The following is an 18,925-nucleotide window of genomic DNA, read 5'->3' as shown; positions in this document are numbered from 1 at the left end:
TTTAGCGCAAAGCCACTGTGGGTGCATCTTGGAGGCTCATCACTCGCTGTCGTCCAGTTCCTGTTCCTGCTGAGCCAGCCGCCATCCGCCTAAGTCTTTATAGCGGTTGACCATCGCACAGAAGAGTTCTGCTGTACGCTCGGTATCGTAGCGTGCCGAGTGGGCGGACTTGTTATCAAACTCGATGCCTGCCGCTCGACATGCACGAGCAAGCACTGTTTGGCCGTACACAAAACCTGCCAGGGTTGCTGTGTCAAAGCTGGAAAAAGGGTGGAATGGGTTCCGTTTCACGCCGCAGCGGTTCGCTGCCGCATTTAGGAAGCCATGATCAAAGGCAGCATTATGACCAACCAGTATTGCCCGTGAGCACCCATGTGCCTTGATTGATTTGCGGATGGGGCGAAAAATTTCACCTAGCGCTTCAGATTCGCTTAGCGCCACTTGGCGACGCAGCGGGTCATCTAGATTAATGCCTGTGAAATCAAGCGCAGATTGCTCGACGTTCGCGCCTTCAAACGGATGAATGTGATACGCGTAAGTGGCGTCGGGTAATAAATTACCGTCAGGGTCCATGGTGAGCGTCACGGCGGCAATTTCGAGTACTGCGTCACTTTGGGCGTTAAACCCACCCGTTTCTAAATCAATGACAACCGGCAGATAACTGCGAAAACGTTGGGCCATCAATTCGCGGGCAAATGCCTCGCTCATGCAGCTCTCCTTAGTAAAGCGAGTAATTAGTTAGAATAAGTGGTTAAAGCAACCCCTTTGTTGGCTATGATTCTAGCAGCTTTACCCCTTAGGCGTCGTTGACGGTATTCGCTGAGCATTGAGAGCGCTATACTCGTAGTTTATGTTATTACACCGCGCTCAGCGCGGTGTCGTTTGGGTGAACTACTTTTCATGAACAAGGAGTAAAGAATGTCCGATGTCAAAAAGGTTGTGCTGGCGTATTCAGGCGGCCTGGACACATCCGTTATCGTTAAGTGGTTGCAAGAGACCTACAACTGCGAGGTAGTGACCTTTACAGCCGACATCGGTCAAGGTGAAGAAGTCGAGCCCGCACGTGCTAAGGCTCAGGCACTGGGTGTTAAAGAGATCTATATCGAAGATCTTCGCGAGGAATTTGTTCGCGATTACGTATTCCCAATGTTCCGGGCGAACACTATCTATGAAGGCGAGTATCTGCTCGGTACTTCTATCGCTCGTCCGTTGATTGCTAAGCGCTTAATCGAAATTGCTAATGAGACGGGCGCTGATGCCATTTCTCACGGTGCAACGGGGAAAGGTAACGATCAGGTTCGTTTTGAACTGGGTGGTTACGCGCTTAAACCTGGTGTGAAGGTTATTGCGCCCTGGCGCGAGTGGGATCTCACGTCGCGTGAGAAATTGATGGCTTACTGTGACGAGCACAGCATCCCGGTTGATTTCTCAAATAAAAAGAAAAAATCACCGTACTCCATGGATGCCAACCTGCTGCATATTTCTTATGAAGGCGGCATTTTGGAAGACCCATGGGCCGAAGCAGAAGAGGACATGTGGCGTTGGAGTGTTTCTCCTGAAGCCGCGCCTGAGCAGCCGACTTATGTCGAGCTGACGTTTGAGAATGGCGATATCGTCGCTATTGATGGTGAAACGCTTAAGCCTCATGAAGTGCTTGAAAAGCTTAATAAACTAGGTGGCGATAATGGTATTGGTCGCCTGGATATTGTTGAAAACCGCTATGTCGGTATGAAGTCCCGTGGTTGCTATGAAACACCAGGGGGCACGATCATGCTGCGTGCTCACCGCGCTATTGAGTCGTTGACGCTTGACCGTGAAGAAGCGCACTTGAAAGATCAACTAATGCCTAAATATGCTGAAGTGATCTACAACGGTTATTGGTGGAGCCCTGAGCGCCGTATGCTACAAGCGGCGATCGACGAAACACAGAAAAACGTTGCGGGCGTTGTTCGCATGAAGCTCTATAAAGGCAATGCAACGGTTGTAGGGCGTAAGTCTGAGCAGTCGTTGTTTGATGAGTCGATTGCAACGTTTGAAGATGATGCGGGCGCATACGATCAAAAAGACGCAGAAGGCTTTATTAAGCTGAATGCATTGCGTCTGCGGATTGCTGCCGGTAAAGGTCGTCAACAGAGCTAAGCATGCTAAGCGGCCAGGCGACGTCTGGCCGCTTTTAATGTGAAGGAGAGCGAATGTTTAAAAAACTATTTTCTGGCCTGTTGGGTGGCGCGGGGGCTGGCGCCTCGGATGGAAGCACCAAAGCGGCCGAGCCAGTTGAATATAAAGAGTATTTGATTGTGTCTCAGCCTGATAACCAAAGTGGGCAGTTTCGCGTTAGCGGTTGGATCCGTAAGTTAGATGGCGAGGGCGTTACTCACGAGCACCGCTTTGAACGCTCTGACATGTTGCCAGGCCGTGATGCCTGCGATGCGATGATGGTCGCTAAAGCGCAGCGCTTTATTGATGAAGTGGGTGAGGAGATGTTTACCGCTGATCCTCGTAATGCTAGTGAAACCTAGCAAGCTTTTCGTTTAGTTGAGGAGCGGAGTATGCACATGGTCTATCGTGCTTCCCCTTGGCGCTCCTTGGTATGTCATCATGGCTCATTGGATATCTCGGCGCTAAGCGCTCCACTTCGCGATTTTTACGCGCATACCTCTCTTTTTAATCCATCCTTATCTGACGCCTATGCCGCACAGCTCTCTTTTGTTGAGACATTGCTGCGTTATGACTTGCCTGCTTGGCGTATTAGCGAACTCATTAGCGACCACATCGCTTGGCTTTATCGTCAATCGATTGCCGCCGCACTAGATGAGATGCAGGCGCAAGGGTGGGGGAAGCCGCCGGTGGATTACTGTGTTGTTACCCTCGGCTCGGCGGCACGCTTTGAAAGCTTGCTGGGGCCTGACCAGGACAATGCGCTGATTATTGACGACTATCCTGACACTCGACACGTTGAAGTTGATGGCTACTTTCAGGCGCTAGGCGAGCGTTTTACACAGCGCTTAGATGAAGCAGGCATTCCGCTTTGCCGTGGCCATGTCATGGCGCGTTGGCCAATGTGGCGCAAACGCTTGAGCGAATGGCAGCAGCAATTTGTAATTTGGAGTGCGGATCGCCAGGTTAAGCGGGTGCAGCAAACCAATATATGGCTTGATTTTTATCCTGTGGCGGGGAACCCTGAACTCGCACAAGCGTTAGGCCAACGGGTGCGTTCAACTCTCTCAAGCGCGCCTTTGTTCATGAATGAAATGGCGGCGTTGTTAGATGAGCTGCCGGTGGCGCTTGACCGGTTTGGCCGCATTGCTTCACATCCTGGGCTAGCAGCTCCCTATGACCAAGCAATCGATCTCAAGCGACAAGCATTGATGCCGTTAATAAGCGCTGCCCGATTACTCTGTGTGCGCTACCAGAGAAGTGAGATAGGCACCCGTGAACGATTAACGGCACTTGCCCATTTCACTCGTGCGTTGACGAAGGAGCAGTCGAACTTATTGCTAGCTGCCTTTAGCCGTATTCAGCACTTGCTTTTAGAGCAGCAACGCCACAATAAGTCTTGTGGGCAGACCGCCGACGGTTGGGTGGACCTGCGACGCCTTCGTGATGATGAGCGGCTGTTGCTGAAATTTGATTTACAGCAAATCAAAGCGTTTGTTAATCAAGTAAAGCGCTTATAACGGCTATTCCTCCGTAAGTTGCGAAGAGTTACCTAGAGTTGACTCCTTTGGGGCTGCTGGCAGCTCTAGGGTTAAGCATGCGCCCCCCAGCGTTTTAGCATCTTCCACCCATAGCCTTCCACCAAGGTGAGCAATTATGCCGCGACTGATAGGTAAACCAAGGCCGCTACCTTTGGGGCGTCCGCGTGGTGTCTCGCCGCTTTGCTGTATTTGATGAAATTTCTCAAATACGCGCTCACGCTCGTCAGCGCTGATACCTGGCCCGTTATCTTCAACGCTTAAACGAAAATGATTGCGATGCCGATAAAGTGCCAGCCGCACTTGAGGCTGCTGGCGGTCAGCGAATTTACTGGCGTTATCGAGCAAGTTAATGATGACTTGCTCCAAGCGGTCTTGATCACCGACCACCATAGCGGGGTCAGCCGCTAAACTGATATCCAGGGTAATACCTCGATCTTCATGTAAGCGGGCAACCGCATCGATGCTCTGCCTCGCTAGGGCTGCTAGGTCGAGGGTGACAGGATGAAGCGTCAGGCGACCGCTTTCTAAGCGCGCAAGGTCAAGAATTTCCTCGATTAAACGCGAAAGACGTTGGCTCTCATGGACAATAACACCAAGAAAATGTTGGCGTTTTTCATCGGGTAGTTGATCGCTATCGCGTAATATTTCGGCAAACGCGCGTATCGAGGTTAGCGGGGTTCGCAGCTCATGACTTACCATGGCGACAAATTCATCTTTCAAGCGATCAAGCTCGCGCAGCTGTTCATTGGCGCTGCGTAGCTCGTCACTGACGGCGACTAATTCTTGAGATTTTTGCTCTAGCCGACGGTTGTATTCCAGGGTTTGTGACGTGGTGTCTAAAATGCTCAAAATCGACTCAAGATCCAGTGCTTCTCCGCGTACTACAGAATTGATCAGTACGCGCGCTGATGCACTGCCAAGTGAGCCTGCCAGTGCCTGCTCTGAACGGGTAATTAGATCGGCTGTCGCCGGGTCGTCTGAGCGATAGTCGCTTTTATTAATGCTTTGGTTAAACACACGATGGGTGACTTGATTGCCAAGGTAGCGAATCAACAGCGCTTTTAAGGCGCCTTGAGTCGTCTGGCCTCTCCATAAAGAGGTCGTTTGCAAGTTGGGGTGTAAGGCTTCAGTAAACAGGGCGGCTTGGGTTTGCTCAAGTGGCGTAGGACGGCTAAAAAGTGACACGCCAATCAGTAAGCCGACATTTGCCAACATACTCCACAGCAGTGCGTGGGAATAAATATCCCAATCTTCTAGGCCAAATAAGCGGTAAGGCATCAGCCATGTAATGCCCCATGGCCCCTGAGTTAGAAATGTTGCATCTAACCAACCGGATTGGGCAAAACCCGGCAGCAGTAACGTATAGCACCAGACTAAAAAGCCTGCGATTAAGCCAACGGTGGCTCCTTGGCGGGTCGCACCGCGCCAGTAAAGGCCGATTAACAGAGCTGGGGCAAATTGTGCGACCCCCGCGAAGGAGACAAGCCCGATAGTGACAAGGCTGTAGGAGTCACCAATCAGCGCGTGGTATAGATAGCCAAGCAGCAGTATCAAAACGATGGCAATGCGGCGAATACCCAATAGCCAATCCGCCAGCTCGCCGGACGTGCTCAGGTGAAGGCGTTGTGTTCTTAGCAGCAAAGGCATAATGAGCTGATTGCTTACCATGGTAGAAAGTGCAATCGTTTCAACAATCACCATGCCGGTTGCTGCTGAAAGACCGCCTATAAATACCAGCAAGGGTAACCCTTCAAGCCCTGCAGAGAGGGGCAGTGTCAGCACAAAACTATCGGAGTCGCCTGCGCCAGCACCTAACAATAGGCCAGCAAGGGCAATAGGAATAACAAATAGGTTGATGAGCAACATATAAAGCGGAAATAACCAGCTTGCCCTGGCTAAATGCTGTTCATCGACGTTTTCGACAACCAGCACCTGGAACTGGCGAGGCAGGGTTAAAAAGGCCAGAAATGCGAGTACTAGCATTCCGGCCCAGCCAGTGGCACCGCCTGGTACACTTGTCAGCCCCATTTTATCCGCCACTTCAGGCACCATGGCAACGCTGTCGAATAGTGCGCCGGGGCCTTCATACAACACAAACACCACAAAAATACCGACGGCCATAAACGCAATTAGCTTCACCACTGATTCCAAGGCAATAGCAGCAACCATTCCCTCATGACGCTCACTGGCATCTAGGTGGCGCGTGCCGAAAAGTATAATAAATACCGCAAGTACTAAGGCGACCCAAAGCGATTTGTCCAGCCAGAAACGCTCATCAACCAGGGTGGCATCCGCTGTATTGGGATAGTTCACCAGTACGGCATGGCTAACAGTGATCGCTTTTAACTGCAGTGCAATGTAGGGCGTAATACAAATGAGAGCCATTAATGCAACGAGTGCGCCTAAACTCGTGCTTTTGCCATAACGAGCACTAATGAAGTCAGCAATAGAAGTGATGCGCTGGCGGGATGCGATGCGTACCATTTTACGAATGATGACAGGGGCGAGAAGCATCGCCAGAGTGGGACCAAGATAGATAAGTAGGAAGCTAGGGCCATATGCCGCCGCCCGCCCTACGCTGCCATAGAATGTCCAGGCGGTGCAGTAAACGGCAATCGATAGCGCATATACCGTGGGCGAGCCAATTAATGATCGACCTTGCTCGGCACGGCGATCCCCCCACGCGGCGACGACAAACAGCAGCGCCAAATAGCCAAATGCTGTTCCTAGAATCACTGCATCTGTTCGCATGATCAGCGTCCCGAGCGTTGTTCCATTAACCAAGCGGCGAGGCCAATTACCACGCCCCAAGCAACAAACAGATACAGCGGTAACCCGCTCATGCTCAAACCGGTGAGCCGGTCAACCATGATAATCAGCGGGGGGCTGAAGAGCAGTATTGCTAGGGCGAATAAGGCTATTAAACGCTCGATTTGCCGTGAGCCTGGATGTTTCATGAGGCACTGGCATCCTGGCGATCAAACGCGTTGGCCTGCAGCGCCAACAGCTGCTCTAACGTATCCACGCCACGTGCTTCAAGGCGTGGTAACAACGCTAGCCATAACTCAGCGGTTACACGGGCATCCCCAAGCGCCGTGTGGCGAGTGTCTGGTGGAAACGTCAGGTCGTAGCGTTGTGCCAAGGTATCTAAATCATGTCCATCTAAGGCTTCGTCTAATGCTCTTGAGATTAATAAGGTATCGATAACTGGCAAATCAAAGACAACCCCTTTGTTAGTAATGGCGAGCATATCAAAAGCGGCATTATGCGCTAATAGAACCGCTTCACCGACGTAATCTCGAAAGCGCGTGAGGACAATATCAAGGGGCGGTGCACCGGCCACGTCAGCATCTGTCAATCCGTGTATGGCTGTACTGGCAGGGGGGATTGGGCGTTTCGGATCGACTTTTTGATCAAAGACCTCGCTGGCCAATAGCCGCGCATTGACCACCCGACAAGCCCCCAGGCTAATCACTGTATCTCCTCGGCGCAGCTCAAGGCCGGTGGTTTCAGTATCAAACGCAACCACCTCTAGGCTACGTAGCGTGCGGTTAGCCAATTCCTCATCGGGTGGCGGCAGGTCAGCAATGCCGAAATCATGGAACTCTGGTCGCGGAGGTGCGGTTTCACGAGGCGCACCAACGCGCTCCATTGCCGGTAGCGGCAGGCGCAAGCGCGCATGAATAGCATCATCATCAGCAAGACTCCAAATATCGCTTGCATGCTGACGCAGTACGTCAGACACCAGCGGATTAAGCGGTAGCGATGGCAGGGGCTGGCGACGCCACTTCGCTAGTTCATGCTCTGGCAAGGGGCTGCCTTGCCAAATTAAGTCCAAATAAACCCGCTTGTTGCCAAGGCATATCTCACCTTCAAAATGGCTAACCGGCAGGTGAGAATTCAGATGCTTGACTAAGGAATCAAACAGAACAATTAGTGCCGGTGCATCGCCTTTAAACCAGGCAGGCATACCAACAGGGGTGATGAGTCGATGCGCTGGGTCTAAGCGTTCATCCAGGGCTTGCCAGAAGTCATTCGACCACATGGGAGTTAAACGCTCACCTTGATGTTGCAAATCATCCAATAACTGTCCGATTTGACCAACATTATCGCCAAGGATCGCGCCTTCCTCTTGGATTACCTGCTCGAACCGCTGGCGTAACATAGGGTTCTCCGCACCGTTATGGCGCAGTTGTATCAGTGCATCCGCTGCGCTGGTCAGGCTTGCCGTATGTTGGCGTAACAAGGGGAGCTTAGAGGCGAGTTCTGCTCTAACCCCCATTTCATTTGACCAGGACGCGGTTGCATCGCTAAACGTTAGTAGTGTTTCTCCATCACTGCCAGGAACTCGGCGTAGCACAACCTTTAACCAGCGGTTATCACAGGGGGCAAGCAGCTCGCGGGGTGAACCATCCGCGGGAAGTTGGCTAAGCGCTTGTTGCAGGCTGGCAACGGGCAGCAGCGCCTCTAGGCGTTTACCCAAGCCCAGCGCCGTATTATCGATAAAGAAATCTTCCGCAGCCTGGTTGAAGAGCATCAAGCGGCGGTGGTGGTCACATAGTAATAAGGGGGTTTCGAGTACTTGCAGCAGCGTTTCTAATTCGCGACGTATTTTTGCGGCGCTACGTGCGCCGTCGGCATGCGCTGTGGCTAATTGATTGCGATCAATGCGCCAACTCTCACGCACTCTTCGCAGATCAGGGCCGAGCCCTTTCAGCCAACCTTCTGGAGGGTGTTCATCACGCGCATCTGGGTTTGCCACTAACCTAGCCAATTGAACCTGTAAATGACGGAGAGGGGTGAATAGCATGCGTTCTAGTAGCAGGCCAACTAAAAAGATCGTCGCGCCGCCGGAAAAACTGCCCAACCAGAGCGCGACACGGGTAAGGCCGGTAGGCGTAAGCTGAGCATCTAGCCACGCAGCAAAAATAGCGCCCCCCAGCAAACTGATACCACTTAGCAATAGCCATAGGCCAATGAGCCGCTGACGTTTAGGGAGCCCATTACGGGTCATTGCGGGTTACCACTGAGCAGTGATTTAACTTTTTCAATTAACGACTGGGTCGAAAACGGTTTGGTAATGTAGTCATCAGCTCCTAGTGCTAAGCCTTTTTCGCGTTCGATATCTCGCCCATGGGCGGTCAGCATAATGACCGGCAGCTGAGCGGTCGCTTCTGAACGGCGAAGGTGCTCAAGTACATCAAAACCGCTGATTCCGGGCAGGCTAATATCAAGCAGCAGCAGATCGGGGGCTGAGTCGTTGATGCGTTCGAGTGCGGCTTCTCCGTCGTAGGCGGTGACAACTTGAAAGCCTGCCTGCTCCATTAAAAATTCCAGAGACAGTACAATATTGGGCTCGTCGTCGACCACGAGTACTTTGGCCATGATGCCCTCCCTAAAGGGGTCGTTGTTAGGTGTTTGATTAGAGTGTATGTAGCGCGACAGGTTAGGCCAAGACGACCTTGGCCGAATGCTCGTCATGTCTGTCATCAAGTGGCTGCTGTTTACTTCGCTTAGTGGGCTTTTTATTAAGGTGTTTATGCGCGTTTTATTATTGTCTGCTTATGAGGCTGTTAGTCATCGCTATTGGGCTCACAGTCTGATGGCCGAAGTAAGTGATGTCTCTTGGACGTTGCTTAGCTTGCCACCACGCCACTTTTCGTGGCGAATCCGCGGTAACCCATTGAGTTGGTGGTTAAAAGAGTACGAGACGCTGAGTGAACCCTATGAGGTTGTGTTAGCCACTTCGATGGTCGATATTGCCACGCTGGTTGGCTTATTTCCGCATTTAGGGCGTGCCAGAAAGATTGTTTACTTTCATGAAAACCAGTTTGCCTACCCAGAGTCTAGCGATCAGATCTCCCAGGTAGAGGCCAAGATGGTCAATTTATACGCGGCGTTGGCGGCGGATACGCTGGTGTTTAATAGCGCCTACAACCGCGACTCTTTTTTCGACGGTGCGCGGCGGTTGTTAAAAAAAATGCCTGAAAACCTGCCAGCAGCTAAGCCGTTAGAGCGCTTACGCCAACAGGCAAAAGTGTTACCTGTGCCAATAATGCCGCTAGCGGCTATTCCCCAGGTAAGCGTACACCCACGGCGGATTATCTGGAATCATCGCTGGGAGTACGATAAAAATCCCGAGGATTTCTTTGCAGTGCTGTTCAAGCTGAGTGAGCAGCGGGTGCCCTTTGAGTTGGCGGTGCTTGGGCAGCGCTTTCGGGATGTACCTACCATTTTTGATGAGGCAGAAGAGCGCTTGGCGGCGCACACAATTTGCTGGGGGCCACAGCCAGAGGCGGAGTATCGAGCGTTGCTAGCGGGCGGTGGTATTGTGGTCTCTACTACATGGCACGAGTTCCAGGGGTTAGCCATTATGGAAGCGGCCCAGCGCGGCGCGGTCCCGCTAGTGCCAGACAGGCTGTGTTTCCCCGAATTATACCCGAACGACTATCGCTTTGATGGCACGCGAGAGGGGCTTTACCAACGCCTGAATGCTTGGTTAACCGACCCTGCTAGCCAGCCAACGCTTTTGAATACCCGGCAGTGGCAGTGGCCCGAATGGCGTCACGCGTATCGTGCGCTTTTGATAGGACACTGATCACTGCATTGTTGGCCGAGGCCCGGCTTTGTTCAGGTTAACAGCCTGCGGACTTAAGCAAGTTCGGTTTTGTCTTGATAATCGCACAGGTCTTCAATAATGCAGCTGCCGCAGCGGGGCTTACGGGCAATGCAGGTATAGCGCCCATGAAGAATCAGCCAGTGGTGGGCGTCCTGTTTAAATGCCTTAGGAACATGGCGTAGTAGCTTTTGCTCAACCTCAACGACATCTTTGCCTTTGGCGATGCCCGTGCGGTTAGCAACTCGAAAAATGTGTGTGTCTACGGCGATGGTAGGCTGGCCAAACGCGGTGTTTAGAATCACATTGGCGGTTTTTCTGCCTACCCCCGGTAAGGCTTCCAGCGCTTTGCGTGTTTCAGGGACCTCGCCACCATGTTGGTTGATCAGCAAGTGACAGGTTTTCATCAGGTTTTCGGCTTTAGTGTTAAACAGCCCAATGGTTTTAATGTAACTTTTTAGCCCATCGATACCCAGGTCAATGATCCCTTGGGGCGTATTGGCCACAGGGAAAAGCTTATCAGTGGCCTTGTTAACACCAACGTCCGTGGCTTGAGCAGATAGCAGCACCGCGGCTAGCAGTTCAAAGGGCGTGCTCCAGTTTAGCTCAGTCGTGGGATGCGGGTTCTCCGCCTGCAGGCGAGCAAAAATTTCATGACGCTTTTGGGCATTCATCGGGTGCTCTCTTGGTTATTTGATAGTGCCAGTAACGCGTACGCGACGTTCGGTTCGGGAGACCGCTTGAACAGGTTGCGCGCGAGCGCTACGGCGTTGATCAATTACATTCTTTAGCGCAATCAACAGCCCCGCAACGAAAAAAGCCCCGGGTGGCAGTACGAAAAACAAAAATTGATAATCATCGACGAAGGTGAGTTGCCAGTTGCTGGCAATCGGCCCAAATAGCAGTTCCATATCGCTAAACAGCGTGCCTTGCCCAAGCAACTCGCGTAGTGCTCCGAGCAGAATCAAGACGGCACCGAACCCCAGCCCCATCATAAAGCCATCAATGGCAGCCGGAATAACTGGCTGGCGGGAAGCGAACGCATCTGCACGCCCTAAAATGGCACAGTTAGTGACGATCAATGGAATAAAAATTCCCAATACTTGGTAAAGCGAATAGGCAAATGCAGCCATTAAAAGCTCAGCACAGGTCACGAAAGCGGCAATCACCATAACAAAGGCAGGCAGTCTTACTGCGCTGGGAACCTGGTGGCGAATCAGCGAAATAGTCGTGCTAGCACCCACCATGACAAGCAGGGTAGCGAATGCCAATCCCAGTGCATTGACAACGCTACCACTAACAGCCAGTAAGGGGCATAGCCCCAGTAACTGAACGAGAGCAGGGTTATTCGACCATAGGCCGTTTCGGGCTAGTTCGCGCCACTGACTCATTGGCTGGACTCTTCGAAGGTGATAGGGAGTTCTGTTTCGGCAGCGTTTTCGGCGACATGTCCGGAGACATAGCTAAGAGCACTCTGGACGGCGTTGACGACTGCGCGTGGCGTAATGGTGGCGCCTGTGAAAGCGTCAAAGTGGCCGCCATCTTTATCTACGGCCCATCCTCCCGGCGGCAGGCTATTTAAACTCAAACCGTTAAATTTAGTTATCCAGTCACTACGCTGGCGCTCAATGTCATCGCCAAGCCCTGGCGTTTCTTGGTGGTGGGTAACACGTACCCCGGTAATACGTTGCTGCTGGTCAATGCCCACCAGTAGCCGAATTTCGCCATTATAGCCTTGGCGAGTAACGACCGGCAGGATGACGACCCGCTGATGATCGCGCTGGACGTACCATCCCTGTTGAGGTTCGCGGTGCCCCAGCTGTTCGGGGTTAGGGAGCTTGAATACGCCATCTAAAACCGTTTGAACCGCTACGTCTGCTAATGCGGCAGGTAATACATCCTGCAGTTGGCGGTGTTGATAGGCTAGCTGATGGTCAGCGATGCGCTCGGCAGTCACCGCTCGGGTCAACGCAACGCTGCCTGCAGTGACCAGCGAGAACATTCCTAAGGCGAAAGCGCCGCGTAGCATGGCTTGGCGGGAGGTCATGGTGAGTCACCGTGCTTGGCATGCTGCTGTGCTTTAGGCTGGCCCGTAGGGCGTGGCACGGTATAGATATCCAATAGCGGTACACATAAGTTCATCAGTAAAACGGCAAATGCCACTGCATCGGGGTAGCCGCCAAACGTGCGAATAATCATCACCAAGGCGCCAATCCCCGCGCCAAAAAATAGTTTTCCTCGGCGGCTGGTCGCCGCTGAGACGGGATCAGTGGCAATGAAAAATGCACCGAACATTGCTGCACCCGTGGTTAGGTGAAACAGCGGTGACGCAAAGTGGCTTGGGTCGCTGGCATAAAAAAGCGTGGCTAGCACTGCCATGCTAACAAGCATCGAGACAGGGATATGCCAACTGATAATCCGTTTGGCAATTAACAACAGTCCACCTGCTAACCAGGCTAGCGCGACGTTGCGCCAAGCGTTCAATGTTCCTTCAGGTAAAGGCTGACTAGCCCAAAACTCGCTGGCCAGTACTGCTTCACCTTTATGTTTAAAGGCATCTAGCGGCGTAGCACCACTTAGTGCATCAAGCGTGGCTGCCGATAAGGTACCAGTTATCTGGGGCCATAGGTTTTCAGAGATAAATGGCTGCGGAGGTGACCATAACGTCATATACGTGGGGAACGACACTAATAACAGCGCGTAACCCACCATAGCGGGATTGAAAGGATTCTGGCCTAGGCCGCCATACAGGTGTTTAGCAACCACGATGGCCGCAATAACGCCTATCCCAATGAGCCAACAGGGGCTAGCAGGTGGTAGCGATGCACCTAGCAGTACGCCGGTTAATAGCGCACTTGAATCTCTAAGCGCAGGCTGTAACGGACGCCGGCGAAGTTTTAACACCAGCGCTTCTGCGCCGAGTGCAAATAGGGCGGCTAAAAGCACATTACTAATAACGCCCAGGCCGAAGTAAAACGTCATTGCGCCAAGGCCCGGTGCAGTGGCGACGACCACCCATCGCATTAGCTGGGCGGTGGGTGGCATCGTATTTAATGATTCAGTCGTTCGCTGCGAGGCGTGCATCATGCTCATGGCGATTCCTGTTGTGCCATCGTGGCTCGAGCTTCAGCCAGCCGGGTATCAGCTGCCTTAAGGTTTTCTTGGGCGGTGGCCAGTTGAGTTTCTAAATCATCGTGGCGCTGATTTGGGTCTTCTGCTGCAGCCCTTGCGAGGTTTTTTTCAGCTTTTCTCACTGCCGCTTTAGCGGCGGTTTGGGCAATCCGCAAGCTGCGTAAATCCACCACTGGCGCGGCACTGTCGGTTGTCTTTGCGCTATCTGACGTCTGACGACTTTGTGCCTGCCTCGCTTGGCGACGAGCTTGCTTCTCGGCATTCTCGCGCGCCAGCCGAGCCTGACGAAATTCAAAGCGATGTTTAGCGTGATCGGCTTTGGCGGACTCAATGCGCTTAATGCGAATACGCTGCTTTGCCGAACGATAGTCTTGTACTAATGGAATGTAACTAGGGCAAACATAACTGCAGGCGCCGCACTCAATACAATCAAATAAGTGGAGTTTTTCCAATGTAGCGTCGTTCTCTGCACGGGCATACCAATGCAGCTGTTGCGGAAGAAGCTGAACAGGGCAAACACTTTCACAGGCACCGCAGCGAATGCAGGGGGACTCACAAGGGGCTGGAGGAAGCTCTTCACGGGTAGCTGCAATCAAGCAGTTTGTCGTTTTGGTCACCGAGGCATCAAGTGTTGTGAGTGGTGAGCCCATCATCGGGCCGCCCACAATGACTTGATGAAGCTGTTGGTTTAATCCTACCTGCTGAAGCAGCGTTTCAACAGGTGTGCCAAGGCGCACCCAGTAGTTGCCTGGTGTGCTGATGGCGTCTCCCGTCAAGGTGACAATTCGCTCGACCAAAGGTTTACCATCACGTACTGCATATAGCGCTGCCAGCAGTGTGCCGGGGTTGTGGCAGAGAACACCGACATCGGCCGGAAGGCCACCACTGGGAACATCGAGGTTGAGCAGTTTTTTGATCAGTTGGCGCTCACCACCGCTGGGATAGCGGGTCTCGATGACCTCCATCGTTATGCTCACTGGATGCTGGCAGTCAGACTTTTGAAAGTGAGAGAGCACCTCTCTTAATGCATGGATCGCTTCGGGCTTATTATCTTCAATACCCACCACAATCTGATGGGCACCACAAAGCCTAGCGACCATTTGCGCGCCTTCCAGTATCTCGGTTGGATAGTGGCGAAGAGCCAAGTCGTCTGCTGTGATATACGGCTCGCATTCGGCGGCGTTGACGACGAGCGTATCAATGCGCTGATGATCCGCAATTTGGGCTTTGATATAAGCAGGAAAGCCTGCACCACCAAGGCCTACTAGCCCACAGCTGTCTAGTCTAGCAATGATCGCTTGGTGGTCTTCGCTACGCCAGTCAAGAGATGGCAGCGTTTGCCAGCGGTCTAAACCATCGGCATCGATGGTGATGGCGCTATCACTAATCTGAGTCACTGTCCCACTAATGCTGGCGTGCAGATTGGCCGATATCATGCCATCTCGTTGGGCAATCAGGCTACCTACCTGAACCGCATCTCCGATCGCCACACAGGGGGTCGCGGGATTACCTGAATGCTGTTTGAGCGGAAGTGTTACCCGGGTAGGTAGCGTCGCGTTGCGAAGCGGCGATTGGTTAGAGCGGTCTTTTCGTTCGGGCGGAGTAATGCCACCTGGAAATTCATAGGCTGGCATGCTGGCTCCTGGTTAGCTGGCGATCGCTGGCGATTAACGGTGCTATGGTGACGACAGGCTGCCATTGGTTGAGAGGCTTGCTTCTGGGCAACATATCAATACAGTCGACGGGGCAGGGGGCAACGCACAAATCGCAGCCGGTGCATTCATCTTCTATCACCGTATGCATTTGCTTTGCAGCGCCAATAATGGCATCCACTGGGCATGCTTGGATGCACTTAGTGCAGCCAATGCACTCGGCTTCACGAATAAATGCAACGCTATCTTCGCTGGCTGCTTCGCCATCCAGTGGCACAGGCTCTCGGCCTAATAAGTCTGCTAATGCGTGAATAGTCGCTTCGCCGCCTGGCGGGCACTTATTCAAAGCATCACCCTGATTGATGGCTTCGGCATATGGCCGACAGCCTGGGTAACCGCACTGACCACATTGGGTTTGTGGCAGCAGCGCATCAATCTGCTCTACCAGCGGGTTCTCTTCGCCCTTGAAACGCACACTGGCCATTCCCAGTAGTGCTCCAAACGTGATGCCAATTCCGGTCAACACCCCCACTGCGCTGAGAATGCCCCACCAAGAAAATATGTCTCCCATGGCGGTTACCCCTGTACTAAACCTGAAAAGCCGAGAAAGGCCAGTGACATAAGACTGGCGGTGACCATTGCAATGGCGGCACCTCTAAAAGGGGTGGGTATATCAGCATTGGCCAATCGTTCGCGCATCGCGGCGAACAGCACCAAAATCATCGAAAACCCCAGCGCAGCACCCAAGCCATAGAGAGTCGTATGAAAGAAACTAAGCTCGCGGTTAAGTGATAACAGGGCAACACCAAGTACCGCACAATTAGTCGTAATCAGCGGTAGAAAGATCCCCAGCACTTGATGCAACAGTGGACTGAGTTGGCGCACCATGATTTCGGTGAATTGCACGACGGCGGCAATAACAACGATAAAGCTGATAGTGCGAAGATAGGTAACGTCCAAGGGTACAAGTAAGCCATGATAGACCACATAGCTAGCGGCAGATGCTAGTGTTAGCACAAACGTCGTTGCCAGCGACATACCCATCGCGGATTCCAGCTTATTGGAAACCCCCATAAACGGGCAGAGCCCTAAAAACTGTACCAATACGAAGTTGTTGACCAGCGCAGTGCTGACCAAAATCAAGAAGAGTTCATTCATAGCGGCGTATTGTGCGCAGAAAAATCGTTGCTGGCTAGTGGGGGGAGCGCTATGACTGATTATTGAGCAGAAATAAGCCCTAAGTCAGCAGAGCTTGCTACCGCTCTGCCGATGCCCATCCTCCCTTAAATACCGCCAGCTGCAAGCTTAGATCTTGACCTTGAAAGCGCTTCAAATCTGTCATCAAACCGACATCATCCCGGCATACTCTCATCCAAATTAAAATCAGCTAGGGAGGGGGAACACAATGTCGACTTCAGGAGTTGTCTTACCGACGCAGGGGGAGCGCCCTGGGACGTCGCAATGGCTATCATGGTTAATTGTCATTGGACTGGTTTATTTGTTGTTAGCTGCGGTGGGGGCTATTGGAGATGGTTTCAAGGCTGCTACCGCAAGCAATGCTAAGGAGCTATTTTCATTTGCCACTAATCCCATCATTGGGTTAGTTATCGGGGTTGTCGCAACCGCGCTAATTCAGAGTTCAAGTACTGTAACCGCTATCATTGTGGGGATGGTGGCGGGGGGCTTGCCAGTCAGTATTGCGATTCCGCTTATCATGGGCGCCAACATCGGTACTTCGCTGACCAGTACTATCGTTAGTTTAGGCCATGTGCGTAGTGGTGAAGAGTTTCGCCGTGCCTTCTCTGCGGCGACGGTGCACGATGCGTTCAATATCGTTGCCGTGGCTATACTGCTTCCCTTAGAAATGATGTTTGGTTTTTTAGAAAAAACCTCTGCCTTGCTGGCGGGCTTTTTTGTTAGCGATGCCAGCGTCGACATGAAAAGCGTCAATTTCATGAAAATGGCGATTTCACCGGCGACCGACTTGCTGAGCGCCTCGGTATCGTGGCTGCCGAATCAGGTCTGGATGGGCATTGCGCTGATTGTTATTGGGGTGGCACTAATCCTCTTTGTGGTAACGGCGATTGGTAAAGTATTGCGCAAGGTCATGGTGGGTAAGGCGCGTGACATCATGCATGCAAGCGTGGGGAGAGGGCCTGTCTCGGGTATGTGTTCGGGGGCAATCATTACGCTGTTGGTGCAGTCGTCCTCTACCACCACAGCACTGATTGTGCCACTTGCTGGCACGGGGGTATTTAATCTCAGGCAGGTCTATCCGTTCACCTTAGGTACCAATGTGGGTACCTGTATCACTGCGCTGCTCGCTGCAACGGCGATAAGTGGCCCAACGGCGGTATTGGCTATGCAGATTGCCTTGGTGCATCTGATGTTTAACCTAGTGGGAATACTGGTCATATACGGCCTGCCTTTTCTACGTGGCGTTCCACCTAGCATTGCCACTGGCCTTGCGGAGCTGGCACAGAAAAACAAACTCTATGTGGTGGCTTATATTTTAGGTGTTTTCTTTATGCTGCCATTGCTCCTGATCGGGGCGAGCCAGTTGTTTTGATCTAAGGGGATGGAATCGGTATGAGTTCACAGCGCAGAATTGAGACAGAAGCACGTATTCGCGAACTACGTGAATCGATTGATGAGCTGGAAGCGCAGTTGGCTGAGGCGTCCACCCAGGAGCGGAAAGAGCATGAGCAGCATGAGCTGATCGACCAGCTTGATCAGTATATTGATGCTGTAGATACCAAAGTGAGCGGTCTTAAAACCTTCTGGCAAGCTCTCAAGAAAGAGCTGGGGGGGAGGCAATGACTAATGCTACACGTGGATATTCCTACTCCTTGATAGCGTCAGGCCTGCTGTTGGGCCTTGTGCTGCAAGGCTACAGCGAGGATAGCCACTCAATGCAGGCAGCCGCCTCTGGTGATTTAACTGCCAGTGGTTCCAGCACCGTTTATCCATTGACGCGAGAAGCAGCACGTCGTTATGAGCGTGCCAATCCTGATGCCAATATTGCCGTCGAGTTCACTGGAACAACGGCTGGTTTTGAGAAGTTTTGTGCAGGCGAGACTGATATTAATAATGCATCGCGGCCAATAGACGAAAGCGAACGGGCTGTGTGCGCATCTAACGATGTAGCGTATGTGGAAGTGCCTATTGCGATGGATGCGATTTCGATCGTGGTGCATCCATCCAACCGCTGGGCAAACGATATTACTGTCGACGAGCTTCATAGGCTTTGGTCTCCGGCGTCAGAAGGCGAAGTCATGACATGGCGTGATGTGCGCGCAAGTTGGCCAGATGAGCCCATTGAGCTATTTGGTCGAGGACAGGACTCGGGAACTTATGACTACTTCACAACGGCCATTGTAGGCACGGCGCGTAGTAGTCGGATGGACTACGTTGCCAGCGAAGATGAGGAGTTTCTAGCTGCGCAAATTGCTGCTGAACCAGGTGCTTTAGGTTTCTTTGGTATCGGCGGATATCATCGTCACTGGAATGAGCTAAAGCTCCTTGCGGTGGCCAATAGCGATCAACCCGTATTTCCGACGCTGGAAACCGTCAAGCGTGGTGAATACACCCCCTTATCTCGTCCGCTTTATCTTTATCTGAATAGACAAAGTGTTGAGGACAAACCGGAACTTCACCGTTTCGCTATGGCCTATGTCGAAGGCATTCGCGACTGGATTCATTTTACCGGATACCTTCCGCTTGAAGAACAGGAGTATGCTGACACCCTTGACGCGCTTCGCCAGCTTGAGAGCCAGTGAGGGAGTAACAAGCTAACCGCGTATTAGCTGTTTTCTGGGCAGCTTATT

19 protein-coding genes are annotated in these 18,925 nt (G+C 52.4%); 7 read left to right on the top strand and 12 right to left on the bottom strand.

Annotation, left to right across the window (positions count from 1 at the left end; genetic code table 11):
* Nucleotides 1–39 precede the first annotated feature (39 nt).
* Nucleotides 40–708 (bottom strand): ribonuclease T, encoded by a 669-nt coding sequence (rnt, locus tag HVE01_RS08615; RefSeq protein WP_125748213.1) that lies wholly within the window; start codon nucleotides 706–708, stop codon nucleotides 40–42.
* A 210-nt stretch (nucleotides 709–918) separates the two neighbouring features.
* Here rnt and HVE01_RS08610 point away from each other — a divergent pair, with 210 nt between their 5' ends.
* The 3 genes from HVE01_RS08610 to HVE01_RS08600 are packed head-to-tail and all read left to right on the top strand — an operon-like array spanning nucleotide 919 to nucleotide 3,677.
* Entirely contained in the window at nucleotides 919–2,139 is a 1,221-nt protein-coding gene (locus HVE01_RS08610) for an argininosuccinate synthase (protein WP_125748210.1), read from the top strand.
* A 53-nt stretch (nucleotides 2,140–2,192) separates the two neighbouring features.
* A complete protein-coding gene (locus HVE01_RS08605; RefSeq protein WP_125748207.1) occupies nucleotides 2,193–2,519 on the top strand; it encodes an HlyU family transcriptional regulator in 327 nt (108 codons plus the stop codon).
* A gap of 30 nt (nucleotides 2,520–2,549) precedes the next feature.
* Complete coding sequence (locus HVE01_RS08600) at nucleotides 2,550–3,677, top strand: DUF294 nucleotidyltransferase-like domain-containing protein (protein ID WP_146943570.1); 1,128 nt, start codon at nucleotides 2,550–2,552, stop codon at nucleotides 3,675–3,677.
* 3 nt (nucleotides 3,678–3,680) lie between these two features.
* On the opposite strand, the gene HVE01_RS08595 is transcribed toward HVE01_RS08600, so the two are convergent.
* From HVE01_RS08595 to HVE01_RS08580, 4 genes are read right to left on the bottom strand one after another with little or no spacing between them, the layout of a single operon-like run.
* Entirely contained in the window at nucleotides 3,681–6,449 is a 2,769-nt protein-coding gene (locus HVE01_RS08595; protein ID WP_146943568.1) for an ATP-binding protein, read from the bottom strand.
* Between the two features lie 2 nt (nucleotides 6,450–6,451).
* On the bottom strand, nucleotides 6,452–6,655 hold the full coding sequence (locus tag HVE01_RS08590; RefSeq protein WP_125748198.1) for a hypothetical protein: 204 nt from the start codon (nucleotides 6,653–6,655) through the stop codon (nucleotides 6,452–6,454).
* A complete protein-coding gene (locus HVE01_RS08585) occupies nucleotides 6,652–8,712 on the bottom strand; it encodes a 3'-5' exonuclease (protein WP_146943566.1) in 2,061 nt (686 codons plus the stop codon). Before HVE01_RS08585 ends, HVE01_RS08590 begins: the two co-directional genes overlap by 4 nt.
* Nucleotides 8,709–9,083 carry a response regulator transcription factor gene (locus HVE01_RS08580; protein WP_146943564.1) on the bottom strand — a complete coding sequence of 125 codons (375 nt, stop codon included), beginning with the start codon at nucleotides 9,081–9,083 and terminating at the stop codon, nucleotides 8,709–8,711. The genes HVE01_RS08585 and HVE01_RS08580 overlap by 4 nt, the downstream gene beginning before the upstream one ends.
* A 154-nt stretch (nucleotides 9,084–9,237) precedes the next feature.
* On the opposite strand from HVE01_RS08580, the gene HVE01_RS08575 reads away from it, so the two are divergent.
* Nucleotides 9,238–10,296 carry a tRNA-queuosine alpha-mannosyltransferase domain-containing protein gene (locus HVE01_RS08575; RefSeq protein WP_146943561.1) on the top strand — a complete coding sequence of 353 codons (1,059 nt, stop codon included), beginning with the start codon at nucleotides 9,238–9,240 and terminating at the stop codon, nucleotides 10,294–10,296.
* Nucleotides 10,297–10,349: 53 nt separating this feature from the next.
* Here the strand turns inward: HVE01_RS08575 and nth are convergent, their stop codons facing one another.
* Genes nth through rsxA form a run of 7 tightly spaced genes read right to left on the bottom strand, consistent with a single transcriptional unit; the run spans nucleotide 10,350 to nucleotide 16,256 of the window.
* Nucleotides 10,350–10,988 (bottom strand): endonuclease III, encoded by a 639-nt coding sequence (gene nth / locus HVE01_RS08570; protein WP_125748189.1) that lies wholly within the window; start codon nucleotides 10,986–10,988, stop codon nucleotides 10,350–10,352.
* A gap of 15 nt (nucleotides 10,989–11,003) precedes the next feature.
* Complete coding sequence (locus HVE01_RS08565) at nucleotides 11,004–11,705, bottom strand: electron transport complex subunit E (RefSeq protein WP_125748186.1); 702 nt, start codon at nucleotides 11,703–11,705, stop codon at nucleotides 11,004–11,006.
* Nucleotides 11,702–12,361: an electron transport complex subunit RsxG gene (rsxG, locus tag HVE01_RS08560; protein WP_146943559.1), complete on the bottom strand. Its 660-nt coding sequence runs from the start codon at nucleotides 12,359–12,361 to the stop codon at nucleotides 11,702–11,704. The genes HVE01_RS08565 and rsxG overlap by 4 nt, the downstream gene beginning before the upstream one ends.
* Nucleotides 12,358–13,407 carry an RnfABCDGE type electron transport complex subunit D gene (locus HVE01_RS08555; RefSeq protein ID WP_125748180.1) on the bottom strand — a complete coding sequence of 350 codons (1,050 nt, stop codon included), beginning with the start codon at nucleotides 13,405–13,407 and terminating at the stop codon, nucleotides 12,358–12,360. The genes rsxG and HVE01_RS08555 overlap by 4 nt, the downstream gene beginning before the upstream one ends.
* Nucleotides 13,404–15,080 carry an electron transport complex subunit RsxC gene (gene rsxC, locus HVE01_RS08550; protein ID WP_146943557.1) on the bottom strand — a complete coding sequence of 559 codons (1,677 nt, stop codon included), beginning with the start codon at nucleotides 15,078–15,080 and terminating at the stop codon, nucleotides 13,404–13,406. The genes HVE01_RS08555 and rsxC overlap by 4 nt, the downstream gene beginning before the upstream one ends.
* Complete coding sequence (gene rsxB / locus HVE01_RS08545) at nucleotides 15,067–15,669, bottom strand: electron transport complex subunit RsxB (RefSeq protein WP_125748175.1); 603 nt, start codon at nucleotides 15,667–15,669, stop codon at nucleotides 15,067–15,069. Before rsxB ends, rsxC begins: the two co-directional genes overlap by 14 nt.
* 5 nt (nucleotides 15,670–15,674) lie before the next feature.
* On the bottom strand, nucleotides 15,675–16,256 hold the full coding sequence (gene rsxA / locus HVE01_RS08540; RefSeq protein WP_125748172.1) for an electron transport complex subunit RsxA: 582 nt from the start codon (nucleotides 16,254–16,256) through the stop codon (nucleotides 15,675–15,677).
* Between the two features lie 247 nt (nucleotides 16,257–16,503).
* Between rsxA and HVE01_RS08535 the strand changes: the two genes are divergently transcribed.
* From HVE01_RS08535 to HVE01_RS08525, 3 genes are read left to right on the top strand one after another with little or no spacing between them, the layout of a single operon-like run.
* Nucleotides 16,504–17,667, top strand: coding sequence for a Na/Pi symporter (locus HVE01_RS08535; protein ID WP_125748169.1), 1,164 nt, complete (start codon nucleotides 16,504–16,506; stop codon nucleotides 17,665–17,667).
* A gap of 20 nt (nucleotides 17,668–17,687) precedes the next feature.
* Nucleotides 17,688–17,918 (top strand): hypothetical protein, encoded by a 231-nt coding sequence (locus tag HVE01_RS08530; protein WP_146943555.1) that lies wholly within the window; start codon nucleotides 17,688–17,690, stop codon nucleotides 17,916–17,918.
* Nucleotides 17,915–18,877, top strand: a complete 963-nt coding sequence (locus tag HVE01_RS08525) for a PstS family phosphate ABC transporter substrate-binding protein (RefSeq protein ID WP_198350354.1) — start codon at nucleotides 17,915–17,917, stop codon at nucleotides 18,875–18,877. Before HVE01_RS08530 ends, HVE01_RS08525 begins: the two co-directional genes overlap by 4 nt.
* Nucleotides 18,878–18,925 lie beyond the last annotated feature (48 nt).

It is taken from the genome of Vreelandella venusta, from assembly GCF_007989605.1.
Classification (GTDB): Bacteria; Pseudomonadota; Gammaproteobacteria; order Pseudomonadales; family Halomonadaceae; genus Vreelandella; species Vreelandella venusta.
The sequence above is the reverse complement of the archived record's forward strand: the minus strand, read 5'-3'. Positions and strand labels throughout refer to the sequence as shown.

Coding starts and splice junctions, on each gene's coding strand:
- rnt (WP_125748213.1), bottom strand. CDS start 708: ATGAGCGAGGCATTTGCCCGCGAATTGATGGCCCAACGTTTTCGCAGT.
- HVE01_RS08610 (WP_125748210.1), top strand. CDS start 919: ATGTCCGATGTCAAAAAGGTTGTGCTGGCGTATTCAGGCGGCCTGGAC.
- HVE01_RS08605 (WP_125748207.1), top strand. CDS start 2,193: ATGTTTAAAAAACTATTTTCTGGCCTGTTGGGTGGCGCGGGGGCTGGC.
- HVE01_RS08600 (WP_146943570.1), top strand. CDS start 2,550: ATGCACATGGTCTATCGTGCTTCCCCTTGGCGCTCCTTGGTATGTCAT.
- HVE01_RS08595 (WP_146943568.1), bottom strand. CDS start 6,449: ATGCGAACAGATGCAGTGATTCTAGGAACAGCATTTGGCTATTTGGCG.
- HVE01_RS08590 (WP_125748198.1), bottom strand. CDS start 6,655: ATGAAACATCCAGGCTCACGGCAAATCGAGCGTTTAATAGCCTTATTC.
- HVE01_RS08585 (WP_146943566.1), bottom strand. CDS start 8,712: ATGACCCGTAATGGGCTCCCTAAACGTCAGCGGCTCATTGGCCTATGG.
- HVE01_RS08580 (WP_146943564.1), bottom strand. CDS start 9,083: ATGGCCAAAGTACTCGTGGTCGACGACGAGCCCAATATTGTACTGTCT.
- HVE01_RS08575 (WP_146943561.1), top strand. CDS start 9,238: ATGCGCGTTTTATTATTGTCTGCTTATGAGGCTGTTAGTCATCGCTAT.
- nth (WP_125748189.1), bottom strand. CDS start 10,988: ATGAATGCCCAAAAGCGTCATGAAATTTTTGCTCGCCTGCAGGCGGAG.
- HVE01_RS08565 (WP_125748186.1), bottom strand. CDS start 11,705: ATGAGTCAGTGGCGCGAACTAGCCCGAAACGGCCTATGGTCGAATAAC.
- rsxG (WP_146943559.1), bottom strand. CDS start 12,361: ATGACCTCCCGCCAAGCCATGCTACGCGGCGCTTTCGCCTTAGGAATG.
- HVE01_RS08555 (WP_125748180.1), bottom strand. CDS start 13,407: ATGAGCATGATGCACGCCTCGCAGCGAACGACTGAATCATTAAATACG.
- rsxC (WP_146943557.1), bottom strand. CDS start 15,080: ATGCCAGCCTATGAATTTCCAGGTGGCATTACTCCGCCCGAACGAAAA.
- rsxB (WP_125748175.1), bottom strand. CDS start 15,669: ATGGGAGACATATTTTCTTGGTGGGGCATTCTCAGCGCAGTGGGGGTG.
- rsxA (WP_125748172.1), bottom strand. CDS start 16,256: ATGAATGAACTCTTCTTGATTTTGGTCAGCACTGCGCTGGTCAACAAC.
- HVE01_RS08535 (WP_125748169.1), top strand. CDS start 16,504: ATGTCGACTTCAGGAGTTGTCTTACCGACGCAGGGGGAGCGCCCTGGG.
- HVE01_RS08530 (WP_146943555.1), top strand. CDS start 17,688: ATGAGTTCACAGCGCAGAATTGAGACAGAAGCACGTATTCGCGAACTA.
- HVE01_RS08525 (WP_198350354.1), top strand. CDS start 17,915: ATGACTAATGCTACACGTGGATATTCCTACTCCTTGATAGCGTCAGGC.